Consider the following 14,456-nt stretch of genomic DNA (forward strand, 5'->3'; position numbering starts at 1 on the left):
GAACCATGGAACCGCTCGCACTCAGCGACGTCGTCATCCGCGCGACGTCCGTCTCCGACATGGAGAACAACGTCTACCTGCTCACCGCGCGCACGAGCGGTGAGCAGGTGATCATCGATGCCGCCGACGACGTCCCCGCGATCCGGGAGCTGTTCGCCGCAGGGGCCGAGGACTCCGCGCACGGCACCCGCGTCACCACGGTGCTCACCACCCACCGCCACTGGGACCACGTGCGGGCGCTGCGCGAGACCGCCGCGGAGCACGACGCGCGGACGCTGGCCGGGGAGAACGACGCGGACGCGATCGAGGAGGAGTCCGGCGCCCGGATCGACGAGCGGATCGCCCACGGGGACACGCTCGAGTTCGCCGGGTTTCGGCTCGAGGCCGTCGAGCTGCGCGGCCACACGCCGGGCTCCATCGCGTACGTGCTCCGGGACTCCGGCGGCACGACCGTGATCTTCTCCGGCGACAGCCTGTTCCCGGGCGGGCCGGGGAAGACGTGGAGCGCTGAGGACTTCGAGTCGCTCATCACCGACCTCGAGGAGCGGATCTTCGACCGCTTCGACGACGAGGTCCGGGTGCTGCCCGGGCACGGGGACACGACGACCCTCGGCGCGGAGCGCCCGCAAGTCCCGCAGTGGCGCAAGCGCGGGTGGTGAGGATCCGCCCCGCCGGGCCTGCGCGGTGACGCTTCTCAGCCGGCAGCGGGGCGGTCCGCTCGCCGCTCGGCCTTCTCCACGCGTTGGCGCAGTGCGAAGAAGAGCGAGGCGGCCATGATGAAGATCATCGAGCCGATCTCCCCGACGACCTCGAGCAGGGTGACCCCGTAGCGCAGCCGTTCCGGCCAGCCCCACAGGCCGGAGGCCGGGTGGAGCATGTCGAGGATGGCGGCGAAGAGCACGAGGGCCGCGAGCCCGGCGACGATCACCCACGCCTGGCGGCGTGCCCGGGCGCCGGAGAGGATCCACGAGATGCCGAGCGCCAGCACCACCGGGATCCCCATGAGGCCCCAGGCCAGGAGCTCGCCGAAATCCTGACCGCGCAGCCCGAGCCCCGATTCGAACCCGAAGCGTTCGGCGAGCGCGCCGCCCCAGTTCTCGTGGAGCTCGAGGCTGTCGTCGGCGATGACGACGAGGAAGGCCGCGGCGATCGCGTAATGGATCCGGGCCCGCGGCAGGTGGAGCGCGGTGTAGATCAGCGCACCGGCGGCCACGACGAGCTGGAGATAGCCGAGCGTCTCGGCGAATCCGCGGTCGCGGTCGGCGTTGAACAGCGGGTCGGCGAACGCCGGAAAGGCCCCGCGCGTCGTGTTGAGCCGGTGGAGCATGTCGAACCCGATGAGCACAGCGAGGACGATCACCGAAGCGATGATCGCTGCCCACCACCAGACCGCCCGCCGACCGAGCAGGTCGCGGACAGTTGTTCGAACATTTGAGATCTGCATGACGGACCAGCCTATCGGTCGTCCGGGCCCGAGGTGCGGGCCGGTGGGGGCGTGTCGATGGATCGGGGGGCCGGATCTCCCGGCGGGCGGTGGTGGACCGAGTGCCGGCCGTAGCGGGGGCGGCCCTGAATGAACACGAACCACAGGCAGGAGAGCATGATCACACTGATCGAAGCGAGCTCCCCCGCGGATTCGGCGAGGTCGAGGAGGTACCGCTGTCGGACGGTCCACCCCCACCAGTAGGACGCCTGGGTGAGCATGTCGACTCCGGCGGCGAACACTGCGATGAGTGCGATCCCGGCGATGACCACCCAGGCCTGACGGCGGGCGTGCACGGAGGAGAACCACCACGCGAAGACCAGCGCGATGAGCACGGGCAGCCCCATGAGACCCCAGGCCATGAGCTCGCCGATGTCGTGACCGCGGACGCCGAGCATGTGGGGGATGGCGAACCGGTCGGACAGCGCTCCGCCCCAGTTCTCGTGGAGCTCGAAGGAGTCGTCGATGATGATTCAGACGAGGTCGCGGCGAGCACGAGGTGCGTCCAGGCGCGGCGCTGCCGCAGGGCGACGCAGACGAGGGCGAGGGCGAGCGCCGTCCACCACCACGGCGCCCACCGGCCGAGCCGACGCGCCCCGCGTGGGCCGACCGGGCCGGAGGCAGGGCGCCGGGTCGTATGCCTGGTCCCGGAACCTGCCAGCGAGGATCGACGTCGCTGTCCATTCATAACCGTAAGGCTATGCATTTGCGATGAGACGAGAATGAGACGAAATGCGGGGTGTCTCATTCTCGTCTCATCCGCGCCGACCGCGGCCGCAGCGGGTCGACCAGGGGTGCGCCGGGACGCGGTGTGCCGGGGACCTCAGGGAGTCGGCATGCCCCCGTTGACGTTGAGCGTCTCACCGAGCACATAGCTCGACTCCGGTGAGCTGAGGAACACATAGGCGGGTGCGAGCTCGGTGGGCTGGCCGGCACGGCCGAGCGGTGTGCTCTTCCCGAACTCCGGCAGCGCCTCCTTCGGCTGCCCGTCCGACACCTGGAGCGGGGTCCAGATCGGCCCGGGGGCCACCGCGTTGACGCGGATGCCCTGCGGGGCGAGCGACTGGGCCAGACCCTTGGTGAAGTTGTTGATCGCCGCCTTGGTCGAGGCGTAGTCGAGCAGATGGGCCGAGGGCTCGTAGGCCTGGACCGAGGTCGAATTCACGATCGTCGACCCCGGCGGCATGTGCTCCACCGCCGCCTGGGAGATCCGGAAGATCGCGTGGATGTTCGTCGCGAAGGTCTGCGTCCACTGCTCGTCGGGGAGTTCGGCGAACTCCTCGACGGCGATCTGCCGACCCGCGTTGTTGACGAGCGCATCGAGGCCGCCGAGCGCCTCGACCGCCTGCTCGACGAGCGTGGTGCAGAAGGCGGGGTCGGAGATGTCCCCGGGGAAGAGGAACGCGCGGCGCCCGGAGTCCTCGATGAACCCCTTGATCTCCTGGGCGTCGGCCTCCTCCGCCGGGAGGTACGACAGTGCGACGTCGGCGCCTTCGCGGGCGAAGGCGATCGCGACGGCGGCGCCGATGCCGGAGTCGGCGCCGGTGATGAGGGCCCGCCTGCCCTCGAGGCGGCCGGTCCCGCGGTACGAGTGCTGTCCGCGGTCGGTCTGCGGAGCGAGCTGCTGGTCGAGGCCCGGCTCGGGCTGATCCTGCTGCGGCGGTGAGATCTCCGGGAAGCGGGTGACGGGGTTCTGGAAGGTGAGCTGGTCGGTGTGCTGGGTGTCGGTCATGGGAGCCTCCTCAGGAACCGAAGATGCCGACGGCATAGGCGATGAACAGGAACACCAGTGCGGCGACCACGAGGACGATCGCGATCACGGGACCCTTCGAGCCCGACGACGAGGCCTCGGGCTGGTGAGGCGGTGTCGAGGTCGCCGACTGCGACTCCGGCGGAGTGTCGCCGGGCCGGACGCCGCCCCCGGGTTCGAGGTCGGCATCCCCGCGTGGGTCGGGGTCGAGGTTCGGGTTCTGCTCCGTGTGCTCGGTGTTCATCGGATCGGGGGTGCTGCAGGGGTCGTTCGTGCTCATATCGCACTCGTCCTCTCCGCGGCCGACGAGCGGGACGGCCGCACCTGGACCCGGTCCGGACGACCGGGTGGGATCACGGCTCCCATCCTACTCGCGCAGACCGCGGCCAACAATGGTTCATGTGACAAGTTCCCTTGTGATTTCTGAGATGGCCCCGTCAGCGGTGCGCACGCTCGGTGTCAGGGCTGGACATGGTGTTCCTTCCGGGGATCGAGGACGACTTTGATGCACCCGTCGGACTTCTGCTGGAACATCGCGTACGCCTGGGGTGCGGCCCCGAGCGGCACCCGGTGGGTGACGAGGTCATCGATCCCGAGCGGGTCGGCAGGGTCCTCGACGAGCGGCAGCAGATCGTCGATCCAGCGCTTGACGTTGCACTGGCCCATCCGCAGCTGGATCTGCTTGTCGAACAGCGTGAGCATCGGCATCGGGCTCGCCTGACCGCCGTAGACGCCGCTGAGCGACACCGTCCCACCGCGGCGCACGAGATCGATCGCCGCATGGAGCGCGGCCAGCCGGTCGACGCCGCCGGTCTCCATGAGACGCCGGCCCAGGGCATCGGGCAGCAGGCCGACGGCTGCGTGCGCAGCGCCGCCGAGAGGGGACCCATGCGCCTCCATGCCGACGGCATCGACGACGGCGTCGGGGCCGCGGCCGCCGCACACCTCCCGGATCGCCGCGATCGTGTCGGACCCGGGGTCGAACACCTCGACCCCGTGGCGCGCGGCCATCTCCCGCCGTTCGGGCACCGGGTCGATGCCGAACACGCGGGCCCCCCGGTGCACGCCGATCCGCGCCGCGAACTGGCCGACCGGACCGAGGCCGAGCACGGCGAGGGTGTCCCCGGCCCCGACACCGGCGTACCTCACCCCCTGCCACGCCGTGGGGAGGATGTCGCTGAGGAAGAGGTAGCGATGGTCGGGCAGCTCCGTGCCGACCCGAATCGGTCCGAAGTCCGCGTGCGGGACGCGCAGGAACTCGGCCTGGCCGCCGGGCACCGACCCGTAGAGACGCGAGTAGCCGAACAGGGCGGCTCCGGAGCCGTGCTCGGTCACCTGCGTGGTCTCGCACTGGGAGAACAGACCGCGGCTGCACATCCAGCACCGGCCGCAGGAGATCGTGAAGGGCACGACCACGCGATCACCGACCGCCAGTCGGGTGTCCCTCCCGGCCTCGACCACGATCCCCATGGGTTCGTGTCCGACGATGTCACCGGGATCCATGAATGGGCCGAGCACCTCGTAGAGATGGAGGTCCGAACCGCAGATCGCGGTCGATGTCACCTCGATGATCGCGTCGTCGGGGCTGTGCAGGACGGGGTCCGGGACGGTCTCGACGCTCATCGTCCGCTTGCCCTGCCAGGTCACTGCTCTCATCGCTGGTCTCCTCTCGCATCGATGTCGTGGAGCGTGTCGTGCATGGTGCGGTGGAGCAGCCGGAGGGCGGCGACCTGGGTCCGGGCGAGGACCTCGACCGGGTCGCCCTCGAAATGATGGAGCGCAGTGCGCACCTGCCCGCGGACAGCAGCCGCCAGCCAGGCGGTGCCGGGCGGGTTGCCCTCCTGCTCCCCGGGCCCGCCGGACCCGGTCACCGCGACGACGGCATCGGCCCCGAGCAGCCGAGCGGCACCCGACGCCATTGCGATCGCTGCATCCTCACTGATCACCGGCCCCTCCGGGACCCCGAGCGCGCGGTGCTTGACGGCGGACTGATAGCTCACCACCGCACCGGCGAACCACGCGGAGGAATCCGGCGCGGCAGAGAACTGCACGGCGATCTTCCCGCCCGTGAGCGATTCGGCGGCGGCGACGGTGAAATCGTGGGTGCGCGCGAGCTCGGCGACCTCCACGGCGATGGCGGCCGCGGTGCTCTCGAGCTCCTCCGGTGCCGTCACGCGAGCCCGTCCGGGTCGGTGCTGTCGGCGGGATCGGTCCCGTGACCGGTCGCGGCCGCGGTGAAGCTGTCGCGACCGGTCCGGAAGGCCCGCTCGCGGGCGTAGGCGTGGACGGCATCGAGCACGGTGAGCTGCCCGTCGACCTTCTCCGAGAGCTCGGCGAAGACGTGCGGATCGAGACCGAGCAGGTCGGCGTTGGTCTCCAGCGTCTGCCAGCCGCCGCGCTTGCCGACCACCGCGCTGCGCATGAGCTCGGCCTCGAGCACGAGGGTCATGGGGGATCGGGAGAATAGGGTGCCGTTGGTCTTGAGGCGCGCGGCTCTCTCCCCGGCCCACGACAGCGCCTGACGGTGCGGAAGCTGTTTGAGCCCGAGTCGCCGGATGATCCGGCGGAGGAGCTCGCGCTCGCCGCGGATCTCCTCGGCGAGGGAGGACAGGCGGGCGAACACCGGCGAGTCCGCGTAGGCCTCGGCCATCCGCTCGATCCGCTCCACGCCCGCGGTCGCGCCGGTGAGGTGATCGGAGAGGTACAGGCCCAGGAGGTCCCGGTCGACGACCGCGGCGATCGCCGGCGTTCCCTCGTCACGATCCCGATCCGGGCCGCCCACGGCAGTCCGCAGTCGGCGCTCGTCGCTTGGCCGGAGCGGCACGGAGTCGCCGCCCTGTCCCTCGGACAGGGCGGCCAGCAGCTCGCGGAGCGTCTCCGCAGCGGTGTGCTGCGGCTCCCAGGCGAACTCTCTGCGGGCGCGGGAGCCGTCCATCACCGGGACCTGCATCCCCATGTCGAGCCACCCCGGATCCGCCGGCACGGCTCCGGTCCGATGGGCGGCGGCAAGGGCGGCGCGCACCGCCCCCACCGGCAGCTCGACGAAGCGTCCGTGATCGACGAGGTCGGCGAGCTCCTGAGCGCCGAGCACGTCATCGGTGCAGATGTTGAACGCACCGGGAGCGCGCGTGGCCACGGCCGCCGCATAGGCACGGCCGACGTCGGCGGAGTGCACCGCCTGGACGCGCAGCCCCTTTGGCACCGGCAGGGCCGGCAGGCGCCCGGCGCGCAGGGCCTGCACCGGTGCCAGGTCCCCGAGGAAGTACCGCTGGATCTCCGAGGCGGCCGCGGCCTGGAAGGTCAGGGCGGGCCGCAGACGGGTGAGGAGGATCTCGGGGTGGTCGGCGGCGAACTCGTCGAGCAGCCGTTCCTGGGCCGCCTTGTCGACGCTGTAGTGCGAGCTCGGAATGCCGCCGTGCGGCCAGGTCTCGTCGTGCGCTCGGTCGTCCTGGGCCGGCGAGTACGCGCCCACCGACGAGGCCACGACGAGGTGGGGCACGCCTGCGGCGGCGACGGCGCGGGCGACGTGGGCGGTGCCCGCGACGTTGACCCGGCGCAGCAGGGCGCGGTCCGAGTTCGGCTGGATGAGCCAGGCGAGATGGACGACCGCGTCGACCCCGGCGAACGCGCGGGTCAGCTGTGCGACGGCGGTGTCGGGGTCGGTCGCGGCCCCGATGTCGATCGAGGTCCACGCGCACCCGCTGTAGGGAGGACGGGACTCGTCCGGCAGGCGGCGCGCGATGCCGAGGACATCTGTCACCTCCGGGCGCTCGTGCAGTGCTGTGAGCACTGCGGTTCCGACGTTTCCGGTGGCGCCGACGACTGCGACTCGCATGGGATCCCCTCGGTTGGGCGGCGGTGCGGCGAGCACCGCCGGATGCATCGAACCTACCGCTCGCGGCCGCCCGCTGTCGAGAGTCGGAGCAGCAAGATCCCTTGTGATCTCCGGAGGGTTCAGAGCGTGGCGAGGCCGATCGCGAACCAGCTCGCGGCGAGGCCGAGGAGGACGAGGTTGGGAACGTTCCAGCGGGATTCGACGACCGCGCCGGCCCGGTCCGCCGGCGCCGCGGCCGAGGCGGCGCGCGCCGCGTGCACGGCGGCGATCTGCGGTGAGGTGCGGGCGGCGATGCGCGCCCGGGTGCCCGTCGTACGGACGATCCCGCGTCCGGCCGCGGGCAGCGCCCAGGCGGCGATCGGGCCGCCGTCCGTCCGTTCGACGCTGAGTCCCAGGCGCTCGTCGAGCCCGGTGATCGCCGACCACGGCACATCGTGGGTGCGCAGCGGATTGGCGATCCACAGGCCGTCGGGGGCGATCCGCAGGTGGGGGTGGCCGTAGAGGACCCAGGCGAGGACGGCCGGGGCGACGGCGATTCCCGCCAGCCCTGCCGCGCGCCCGGGAGGCGCCTGGAGCATGACGGTGACGAGGGCGATCGCGCAGGTCAGGCCCACCGTGGCGACGATGAGGCGCGAGCCGCCGGTGCGGAGCACCGAGGACTGCGGTGCGGGAGGGGGTGGGGTGTGCGCGGTCATGGCTCCGGCTCGACTCTGGCGGTGTCTCGAATTGATAACGATAGCCGATTTATTTCGGCATATGAGACGCGGATCACACGGCGCGCATTAGTGTCCTCATCAATTCGTGTTGTGCTCGAACCACTGTAGTTGACCGTTCGGTGAACTCGTGGTCGCACGACACCCGGTCGGACCGCAGGTCCACGAACCCTCGAGGGAGCGAACACGGTGAAGAGACGACTTCTCGCAAGCGGAGCAGGCCTGGCGGCCGCCGCACTGGTGCTCAGCGCATGCACTCCGCCCGGCAGCGGCGGCGACGGCGGCGGCGACGGCGGAGGAGGCGGCGGTGAAGGCGGCGACTCCGTCATCAACGTCGGCTGGAACGAGCCCTTCCGCTCGATGAACACCCTGACCGCCAACGGCAACGCGGTGGCCAACTCGATCGTCACGTACATGATGAACGACAACTTTGGATACTACGACGACGCTCTCGAGATCCAGGACGGCCAGCTGGGCTCCGTCGAGCAGGTCTCCGAGGATCCGCTCAAGGTCAAGTACACGTTCGCAGATTCCGCGCAGTGGTCCGACGGCACCCCGGTCGATGCCGCTGACCTCGTGCTCCAGTGGGCGGCGTCATCCTCGAACTTCAACACCGTCGAGTCGAACAACGACGACGAGGGCAACGTCAACGAGAACCCTGAGGGCACCGTCTACTTCGACTCCTCGAGCATCGGCCCGAAGCTCATCGAGGAGTTCCCGGAGGTCTCCGAGGACGGCAAGGAAGTCACCGTCACCTATTCGAAGCCCTTCGCGGACTGGCGAACGACCCTTGGGCTCGGTGCGGACGGGGTCGGAGTGCCCGCGCACATCGTTGCCAAGAAGGCGCTCGGCACCGAGGACGCAGCGGAGGCGAAGCAGGGGATCCTCGATGCGATCGAGAACGAGGACGCCGAGGCGCTGTCGAAGATCTCGAACACGTGGAACACCGCGTTCGACTTCACGTCGTTGCCCGATGACCCCGATCTCCTCGTCCACAACGGTCCCTACAAGATGACCGCCTTCGAGGAGGGCCAGTACCTCACCCTCGAGGTCGACGAGAACTACTCCGGCCCTATCGAGCCGCAGGTGCAGACCGTCACCTTCCGGTACAACGAGGACCCGATGGCGATGGTCCAGGCGATCGAGAACGGCGAGGTCGACATCACCCAGCCGCAGGCCACCGCGGACGTCCTCCAGGCCGCCGAGGGCATCGAGGGCGTCACCGTCGACACCGGCGACGGCGCGACCTACGAGCACGTCGATCTCACATTCAATAACAACGGCCCCTTCGACCCGGCGACCTACGACGGCGACGAGGAGAAGGCCAAGAAGGTCCGGCAGGCGTTCCTCATGACGATCCCGCGCGAGCAGATTGTCGAGACGATCATCAAGCCGCTCAACGAGGAAGCCGTCGTCCGCAGCTCCCTCTACCAGGTGCCCGGTTCCCCGATGTACGACACTGTCGTGGAGGGCAATGGCAGCGACATGTACCCGGCGGCCGCGGACGTCGAGGGCGCCAAGGCGCTCCTCGAGGAGGCCGGCGTCGAGGCGCCCGAGGTGCGCTTCCTCTACGGTGCGTCCAACCAGCGCCGCGCCCAGCAGTTCCAGCTCATCAAGGAATCGGCTGAGGAGGCCGGCTTCACGGTGATCGAGGACGGCGACGACAATTGGGGCACCCGCCTCGGTGACGGCACCTATGACGCCTCGCTGTTCGGCTGGCAGTCCGAGGGTACCGGCGTCTCCGATGCCGATCCCAACTGGCGCAGCGGTGCCCAGAACAACTACGGCGGCTACAGCAACGATGAGCTCGACGGGATGCTCGACGAGCTCCTCAGCGAGACCGACGAGGCCGCGCAGGGGGAGAAGGTCGCGGAGATCGAGAAGACCCTGCTCGAGGACGGCTTCGGTGTGCCGATCTTCCAGCACCCCGAGCTCCTCATCTACCGCGACCGCGTCCAGGGCGCCAGCTCCACCACGGTGTCCCCGACGATGTTCTGGAACTACTGGGAGTGGCAGGTCTCCTGATCACGCCCGGTCCGCGGGCCGTGAGGCCCCGCGGAACCCTCCGCCCGCCGCGTGATCGGACCCGGTGGCGCCGCTCCGTTTCGGAGTGGCGCCACCGGTGAGGTTCACCGGCCCAGAGCCCGCCGGAAGCCCTATGCTCACATTCCTGCTCCGCCGATTCCTCTCCTCGGCCCTCGTCCTGCTCGTCGTGTCGTTCGTCATCTATCTGCTGCTCGACGCGGCGATGGACTACTACTACGACCTGCGGACCTCGACCTCGCCGAACATCGCCGCGCTCTACGAGAGCCGCACCCGGCTCCTCAACCTCGACACCCCCGTCATCGTGCGCTACTTCCTGTGGCTCGGCGGCGTCGGCGGGTGCCTCATCGGCTCCTGCGACCTCGGAACCGCGTGGCAGAGCGGCCAGGAGGTCACCTCGATGCTCCCGGGCGCGATCGGCAACACGATCAAGCTCGTCACCGCCGCGACCGTCGTGTCGATCGTGCTCGGCATCGGCGTCGGCATGATCTCCGCGATCCGGCAGTACACCGGCTTCGACTACTTCATCACCTTCGTCTCCTTCCTCCTCTACTCGCTGCCGGTGTTCTGGGTCGCCGTGCTGCTCAAGCAGTACGGCGCCATCCGGTTCAACAACTTCCTCGGTGATCCGGTTGTCGGGTGGACGCCGATCATCGTCCTCACCGTGTTCGCCGGCCTGTTCTGGATGGCCGCGCTCGGCGGATCCGCGAAGCGGCGGCTCATCACCTTCCTCATCGCCGCCGCCGCGACCTTCGCGACGATCTACTACATCCTCGCCACCGGCTGGTTCCAGAGCCCGAGCGTCGGGATCGTCGGCGTCGGGGTCACCGGCCTCGCCGCGGCGATCGTCGTCGTGTTCCTCTCGACCGGCCTGAAGAACCGCCGCTCGCTGTACACCGGCCTCACCATCGCCGTGCTCGGCATCGCGCTCTACATCCCGCTCCAGTGGCTCTTCTTCTATGTGCCGATGAACTGGCTCCTCATCCTCGGCCTCGCGGTGGTCACCGTGCTCGTCGGCCTCGGCGTGGGGCTGGCGTTCGGCGGCCCGGACAAGTGGGCCTCGGCGCGCACCGGCGCGATCATCGCCGTGATCATCTCCGTCGTCGTGTTCTTCGACCGGATCTTCCAGGAGTGGGGCGCCTACAACCGGCACCCGGCGATCAACGGCCGGCCGGTCGCCACGATCGGCGCCTCGACGCCGAACATCGAGGGGAGCTTCTGGTTCCTCAACCTCGACACCTTCACCCACCTGCTGCTGCCGTCGATCGCGCTCATCCTCATCTCCTTCGCCACCTACACCCGTTACACCCGCGGGTCGATGCTCGAGGTGATGAACCAGGACTACATCCGCACCGCCCGGGCCAAGGGGCTCGGCGAGCGCACGGTGATCATGCGGCACGCGCTGCGCAACGCGCTGCTGCCGCTCGCCTCGATCATCCCGGTCGACATCATCACCCTCATCGGCGGCGCCGTCATCACCGAGACGATCTTCGGCTGGAACGGGATGGGCAAGATGTTCATCGACGCGATGAACCGCAACGAGCTCGAACCCGTCATGGCCTACATCCTCATCACCGGCATCCTCGCGATGGTCGCCAACCTCGTCGCCGACTTCCTGTACGCCGTCCTCGATCCGCGAATCCGGGTGCAAGCATGAGCACACCACTGAATACCCACGACCACCCCGACGCCCACGGCGACGGGGAGACCACCTCGATCGAGCTCAAGGAGACCGAGGGCCTGTCCCAGTCGGCCATCGTGTGGCGCAAGTTCATCCGCCACACCGGTGCGATCGTCGGGTTCACCGTGCTCGGGTTCGTCGCGCTGCTCGCCTTCACCTCGCAGGGGGTCGGTCCGATCCCCGGCTGGTGGATCCACGGCCATCAGGCGTCGAACCCGGTGATCAACCCCTCCGGCGCACCCACGTGGTCGCTCGCCGATCCGTTCGACCTTGGACCGCACCCGTTCGGGCAGGACGACATCGGCCGAGACAACTTCGCGCGCGTGATGAAGGGCACCCAGATCTCGATCATGGTCATGCTCATCATCGGCGCGATCTCCATGGTCATCGGCACCGTCGTCGGCTCCCTCGCCGGGTTCTACCGCGGCTGGCTCGACGCCGCCCTCATGCGGATCACCGACGGCTTCATCATCCTGCCGACGATCGTCGTCGGCGCGATCCTCGGCAAGCTCGTGTCGAACTCGAACGCCGTCATGCTCGGCGTGGCGCTCGGCGCCATCCTGTGGACCGGCCTCGCCCGTCTGGTGCGCGGCGAGTTCCTCGCTCTGCGCGAGCGCGAGTTCGTCGACTCCGCGCGCGTCGCCGGCGCCTCGGACTTCCGGATCATGTTCAAGCACATGCTCCCCAACGCGCTCGGCGTCGTCATCGTCAACACCACGCTGCTCATGAGCCAGGCGATCGTGCTCGAGACCGCACTGAGCTTCCTCGGGTTCGGCATCCGCTCGCCCGAGGTGTCGCTCGGCGCGCTCATCAACGAGTACCAGACCGCGTTCTCCACCCGCCCCTGGCTGTTCTGGTGGCCGGGCCTGTTCATCATCGTCATCGCGCTGTGCATCAACTTCATCGGCGACGGCCTGCGCGATGCGAACGACCCCCGCCAGAAGAAGATCCCCAGTCAGCGCCAGATGGACCGGGCGGCGAAGCGCGAGTCGCAGGCCCCGGCGGCCGGCGGCCTCCGCGGAGACGCCCTGACGAACCCGAACGCCGCCAAGCCGGGCCAGCGCCCGACGGAGGAATGACATGTTGGACACCACAGACGCAGTCGCGGCCGATGCGCCCGTGCTCTCGGTGCGCGACCTCGGGGTCCGCTTCTGGGTGGGCGGCGAATGGTTCACCGCCGCGGAGAACATCAGCTACGACGTCCGCCCCGGCGAGGTCCTCGCGATCGTCGGCGAGTCCGGTTCGGGCAAGTCGCAGTCGTCGATGTCGCTCATCGGCCTGCTCCCGGCCAACGGGCGGGCCTCCGGGTCCGCGAAGCTCCGCGGCCGCGAGCTCATCGGGATGCCGCAGGCGCAGATGCGCGAGGTCCGCGGCGACGACATCTCGATCATCTTCCAGGAGCCGATGACCGCCCTCAACCCCGTCTACACGGTGGGCTATCAGATCGTCGAGACGCTGCGCACGCACTTCGACATGGGGCCGAGCGCGGCCAGGGAGCGGGCGCTCGAGCTCATGCGGCTCGTCGAGATCCCTGACCCGGAGAAGCGCTTCTCCTCCTTCCCGCATCAGCTCTCCGGCGGGCAGCGGCAGCGCATCATGATCGCCCAGGCGCTCGCCTGCGACCCCACGCTGCTCATCGCCGACGAGCCGACGACCGCGCTCGACGTCACGGTGCAGGCGGAGATCCTCAAGCTCATGCGCGAACTCCGTGAGCGGATCGACTCCGGGATCATCCTCATCACCCACGACATGGGTGTCGTCGCCGACATGGCCGACCGGATCATCGTCCTGCGCAACGGGCGCGTCGTCGAGGCCGGCACCTCGGCGGAGATCTTCAGCGATCCCCAGCACCCCTACACTCGCCAGCTCCTCGACTCCGTGCCCCACCTCGGCGCGAACGTGCGCGGCGGGGCGCTCGGCGGGGTCGACCTCGCGGCGATGTCGGAGGACCCCGACCACACGGTGGTCGCGGCGGACCGGGAAGCCGAGACCGCCCCGCTCGAGGTGTCCCTCGACTCCACCGACATGCTCGTCCACCCGGGTGGGGAGAGCCCCGACACGGGGGTGCCGGCGCTGCGCCTGCGCGGGGCGTCCATCGAGTACCCGGCGAGCGGTCGGCAGAAGGCGTTCCGCGCCGCCCACCGGATCGACCTCGGGATCGGACCCGGCGAGGTCATCGGCCTCGTGGGGGAGTCCGGTTCCGGCAAGACGACGATCGGGCGCGCCGCGCTCGGCCTGCTGCCGGTCGTCGAGGGCTCGATCGAGGTCGTCGGCACCGACATCACGGGGCTGAAGAACTCCCAGCTGCGCAAGCACCGCCGCGACGTCGGGATCGTGTTCCAGGACCCCGGCTCCTCCCTCAACCCGCGCCTGCCGGTGGGGGAGAGCATCGGGGAACCGCTGCTCCTCCACGAGAACCTCAAGGGCAGGCCGCTGAGCGACCGGGTCGAGGCGCTCCTCGACTCCGTCGAGCTGCCGCGCTCCATGCGCAACCGCTACCCGCACGAGCTGTCCGGCGGTCAGCGGCAGCGGATCGGCATCGCCCGGGCGCTCGCGCTCAAGCCCAAGCTCCTCATCGCCGACGAGCCGACCTCCGCGCTCGACGTGTCGGTGCAGGCGAAGGTGCTGCGGCTGTTCTCCGACCTCCAGGCCGAGTACGGCTTCGCCTGCCTGTTCATCTCCCACGACCTCGCGGTGGTGGAGAGCGTGGCGGCGCGGATCGCGGTCATGCGCCACGGCCACATCGTCGAGGTCGGACCGTCGCCCGCTGTGATCTCCGCTCCGCTCCACCCCTACACCCGCCGGCTGCTCGCCGCGGTGCCGGTGCCGGATCCCGAGGAGCAGCGCCGTCGCCGCGAGACGCGCGATGCGATGCTCGAGGCGACTGCGGAGTGAGGCCGCCCCGGCTGCGGCGCCGGGGCGGGCCCGCGCCGTGCGCGTCACGGAGGCGG

At 69.8% G+C, this 14,456-nt stretch carries 13 protein-coding genes; 5 read left to right on the top strand and 8 right to left on the bottom strand.

Features of this window, described 5'->3' with window-relative positions; all coding sequences use genetic code 11:
* The first annotated feature begins 5 nt into the window (after window positions 1-5).
* Entirely contained in the window at window positions 6-659 is a 654-nt protein-coding gene (locus AB0I45_RS08720; RefSeq protein ID WP_295687505.1) for an MBL fold metallo-hydrolase, read from the top strand.
* A 35-nt stretch (window positions 660-694) separates the two neighbouring features.
* Here the strand turns inward: AB0I45_RS08720 and AB0I45_RS08725 are convergent, their stop codons facing one another.
* The 8 genes from AB0I45_RS08725 to AB0I45_RS08760 form a co-directional block, all read right to left on the bottom strand.
* On the bottom strand, window positions 695-1,444 hold the full coding sequence (locus AB0I45_RS08725) for a hypothetical protein (protein ID WP_295687508.1): 750 nt from the start codon (window positions 1,442-1,444) through the stop codon (window positions 695-697).
* Between the two features lie 11 nt (window positions 1,445-1,455).
* A complete protein-coding gene (locus AB0I45_RS08730; RefSeq protein ID WP_295687511.1) occupies window positions 1,456-1,881 on the bottom strand; it encodes a hypothetical protein in 426 nt (141 codons plus the stop codon).
* A gap of 425 nt (window positions 1,882-2,306) precedes the next feature.
* Window positions 2,307-3,215 carry an SDR family oxidoreductase gene (locus tag AB0I45_RS08735; RefSeq protein WP_137319347.1) on the bottom strand — a complete coding sequence of 303 codons (909 nt, stop codon included), beginning with the start codon at window positions 3,213-3,215 and terminating at the stop codon, window positions 2,307-2,309.
* Window positions 3,216-3,225: 10 nt separating this feature from the next.
* Window positions 3,226-3,513 carry a DUF6480 family protein gene (locus AB0I45_RS08740; RefSeq protein ID WP_295687517.1) on the bottom strand — a complete coding sequence of 96 codons (288 nt, stop codon included), beginning with the start codon at window positions 3,511-3,513 and terminating at the stop codon, window positions 3,226-3,228.
* Between the two features lie 179 nt (window positions 3,514-3,692).
* Window positions 3,693-4,889 carry a zinc-dependent alcohol dehydrogenase gene (locus AB0I45_RS08745; protein WP_295687520.1) on the bottom strand — a complete coding sequence of 399 codons (1,197 nt, stop codon included), beginning with the start codon at window positions 4,887-4,889 and terminating at the stop codon, window positions 3,693-3,695.
* Window positions 4,886-5,407 (bottom strand): CinA family protein, encoded by a 522-nt coding sequence (locus AB0I45_RS08750; protein ID WP_137319349.1) that lies wholly within the window; start codon window positions 5,405-5,407, stop codon window positions 4,886-4,888. The genes AB0I45_RS08745 and AB0I45_RS08750 overlap by 4 nt, the downstream gene beginning before the upstream one ends.
* Window positions 5,404-7,068, bottom strand: coding sequence for an NAD-dependent epimerase/dehydratase family protein (locus tag AB0I45_RS08755; RefSeq protein ID WP_295687523.1), 1,665 nt, complete (start codon window positions 7,066-7,068; stop codon window positions 5,404-5,406). The genes AB0I45_RS08750 and AB0I45_RS08755 overlap by 4 nt, the downstream gene beginning before the upstream one ends.
* A 119-nt stretch (window positions 7,069-7,187) precedes the next feature.
* Window positions 7,188-7,763 (bottom strand): PH domain-containing protein, encoded by a 576-nt coding sequence (locus tag AB0I45_RS08760; RefSeq protein WP_295687525.1) that lies wholly within the window; start codon window positions 7,761-7,763, stop codon window positions 7,188-7,190.
* Between the two features lie 207 nt (window positions 7,764-7,970).
* Here AB0I45_RS08760 and AB0I45_RS08765 point away from each other — a divergent pair, with 207 nt between their 5' ends.
* The 4 genes from AB0I45_RS08765 to AB0I45_RS08780 all read left to right on the top strand — a co-directional run bounded on the left by AB0I45_RS08765 (window position 7,971) and on the right by AB0I45_RS08780 (window position 14,400).
* On the top strand, window positions 7,971-9,806 hold the full coding sequence (locus tag AB0I45_RS08765) for an ABC transporter family substrate-binding protein (RefSeq protein ID WP_345031593.1): 1,836 nt from the start codon (window positions 7,971-7,973) through the stop codon (window positions 9,804-9,806).
* A 133-nt stretch (window positions 9,807-9,939) separates the two neighbouring features.
* Window positions 9,940-11,481, top strand: a complete 1,542-nt coding sequence (locus AB0I45_RS08770; protein ID WP_295687529.1) for an ABC transporter permease — start codon at window positions 9,940-9,942, stop codon at window positions 11,479-11,481.
* Window positions 11,478-12,584, top strand: a complete 1,107-nt coding sequence (locus AB0I45_RS08775; RefSeq protein ID WP_295687532.1) for an ABC transporter permease — start codon at window positions 11,478-11,480, stop codon at window positions 12,582-12,584. The genes AB0I45_RS08770 and AB0I45_RS08775 overlap by 4 nt, the downstream gene beginning before the upstream one ends.
* A 1-nt stretch (window position 12,585) precedes the next feature.
* On the top strand, window positions 12,586-14,400 hold the full coding sequence (locus AB0I45_RS08780; protein WP_295687535.1) for an ABC transporter ATP-binding protein: 1,815 nt from the start codon (window positions 12,586-12,588) through the stop codon (window positions 14,398-14,400).
* Window positions 14,401-14,456 lie beyond the last annotated feature (56 nt).

The sequence above is a fragment of the Brevibacterium sp. NPDC049920 genome (assembly GCF_040656435.1).
Classification (GTDB): Bacteria; Actinomycetota; Actinomycetes; order Actinomycetales; family Brevibacteriaceae; genus Brevibacterium; species Brevibacterium pityocampae.

What these genes read in the sequence shown, in the direction of transcription:
- AB0I45_RS08720 (WP_295687505.1), top strand. Translation starts at nt 6, where the DNA reads ATGGAACCGCTCGCACTCAGCGACGTCGTCATCCGCGCGACGTCCGTC.
- AB0I45_RS08725 (WP_295687508.1), bottom strand. Translation starts at nt 1,444, where the DNA reads ATGCAGATCTCAAATGTTCGAACAACTGTCCGCGACCTGCTCGGTCGG.
- AB0I45_RS08730 (WP_295687511.1), bottom strand. Translation starts at nt 1,881, where the DNA reads ATGCTCGGCGTCCGCGGTCACGACATCGGCGAGCTCATGGCCTGGGGT.
- AB0I45_RS08735 (WP_137319347.1), bottom strand. Translation starts at nt 3,215, where the DNA reads ATGACCGACACCCAGCACACCGACCAGCTCACCTTCCAGAACCCCGTC.
- AB0I45_RS08740 (WP_295687517.1), bottom strand. Translation starts at nt 3,513, where the DNA reads ATGAGCACGAACGACCCCTGCAGCACCCCCGATCCGATGAACACCGAG.
- AB0I45_RS08745 (WP_295687520.1), bottom strand. Translation starts at nt 4,889, where the DNA reads ATGAGAGCAGTGACCTGGCAGGGCAAGCGGACGATGAGCGTCGAGACC.
- AB0I45_RS08755 (WP_295687523.1), bottom strand. Translation starts at nt 7,068, where the DNA reads ATGCGAGTCGCAGTCGTCGGCGCCACCGGAAACGTCGGAACCGCAGTG.
- AB0I45_RS08760 (WP_295687525.1), bottom strand. Translation starts at nt 7,763, where the DNA reads ATGACCGCGCACACCCCACCCCCTCCCGCACCGCAGTCCTCGGTGCTC.
- AB0I45_RS08770 (WP_295687529.1), top strand. Translation starts at nt 9,940, where the DNA reads ATGCTCACATTCCTGCTCCGCCGATTCCTCTCCTCGGCCCTCGTCCTG.
- AB0I45_RS08775 (WP_295687532.1), top strand. Translation starts at nt 11,478, where the DNA reads ATGAGCACACCACTGAATACCCACGACCACCCCGACGCCCACGGCGAC.
- AB0I45_RS08780 (WP_295687535.1), top strand. Translation starts at nt 12,586, where the DNA reads ATGTTGGACACCACAGACGCAGTCGCGGCCGATGCGCCCGTGCTCTCG.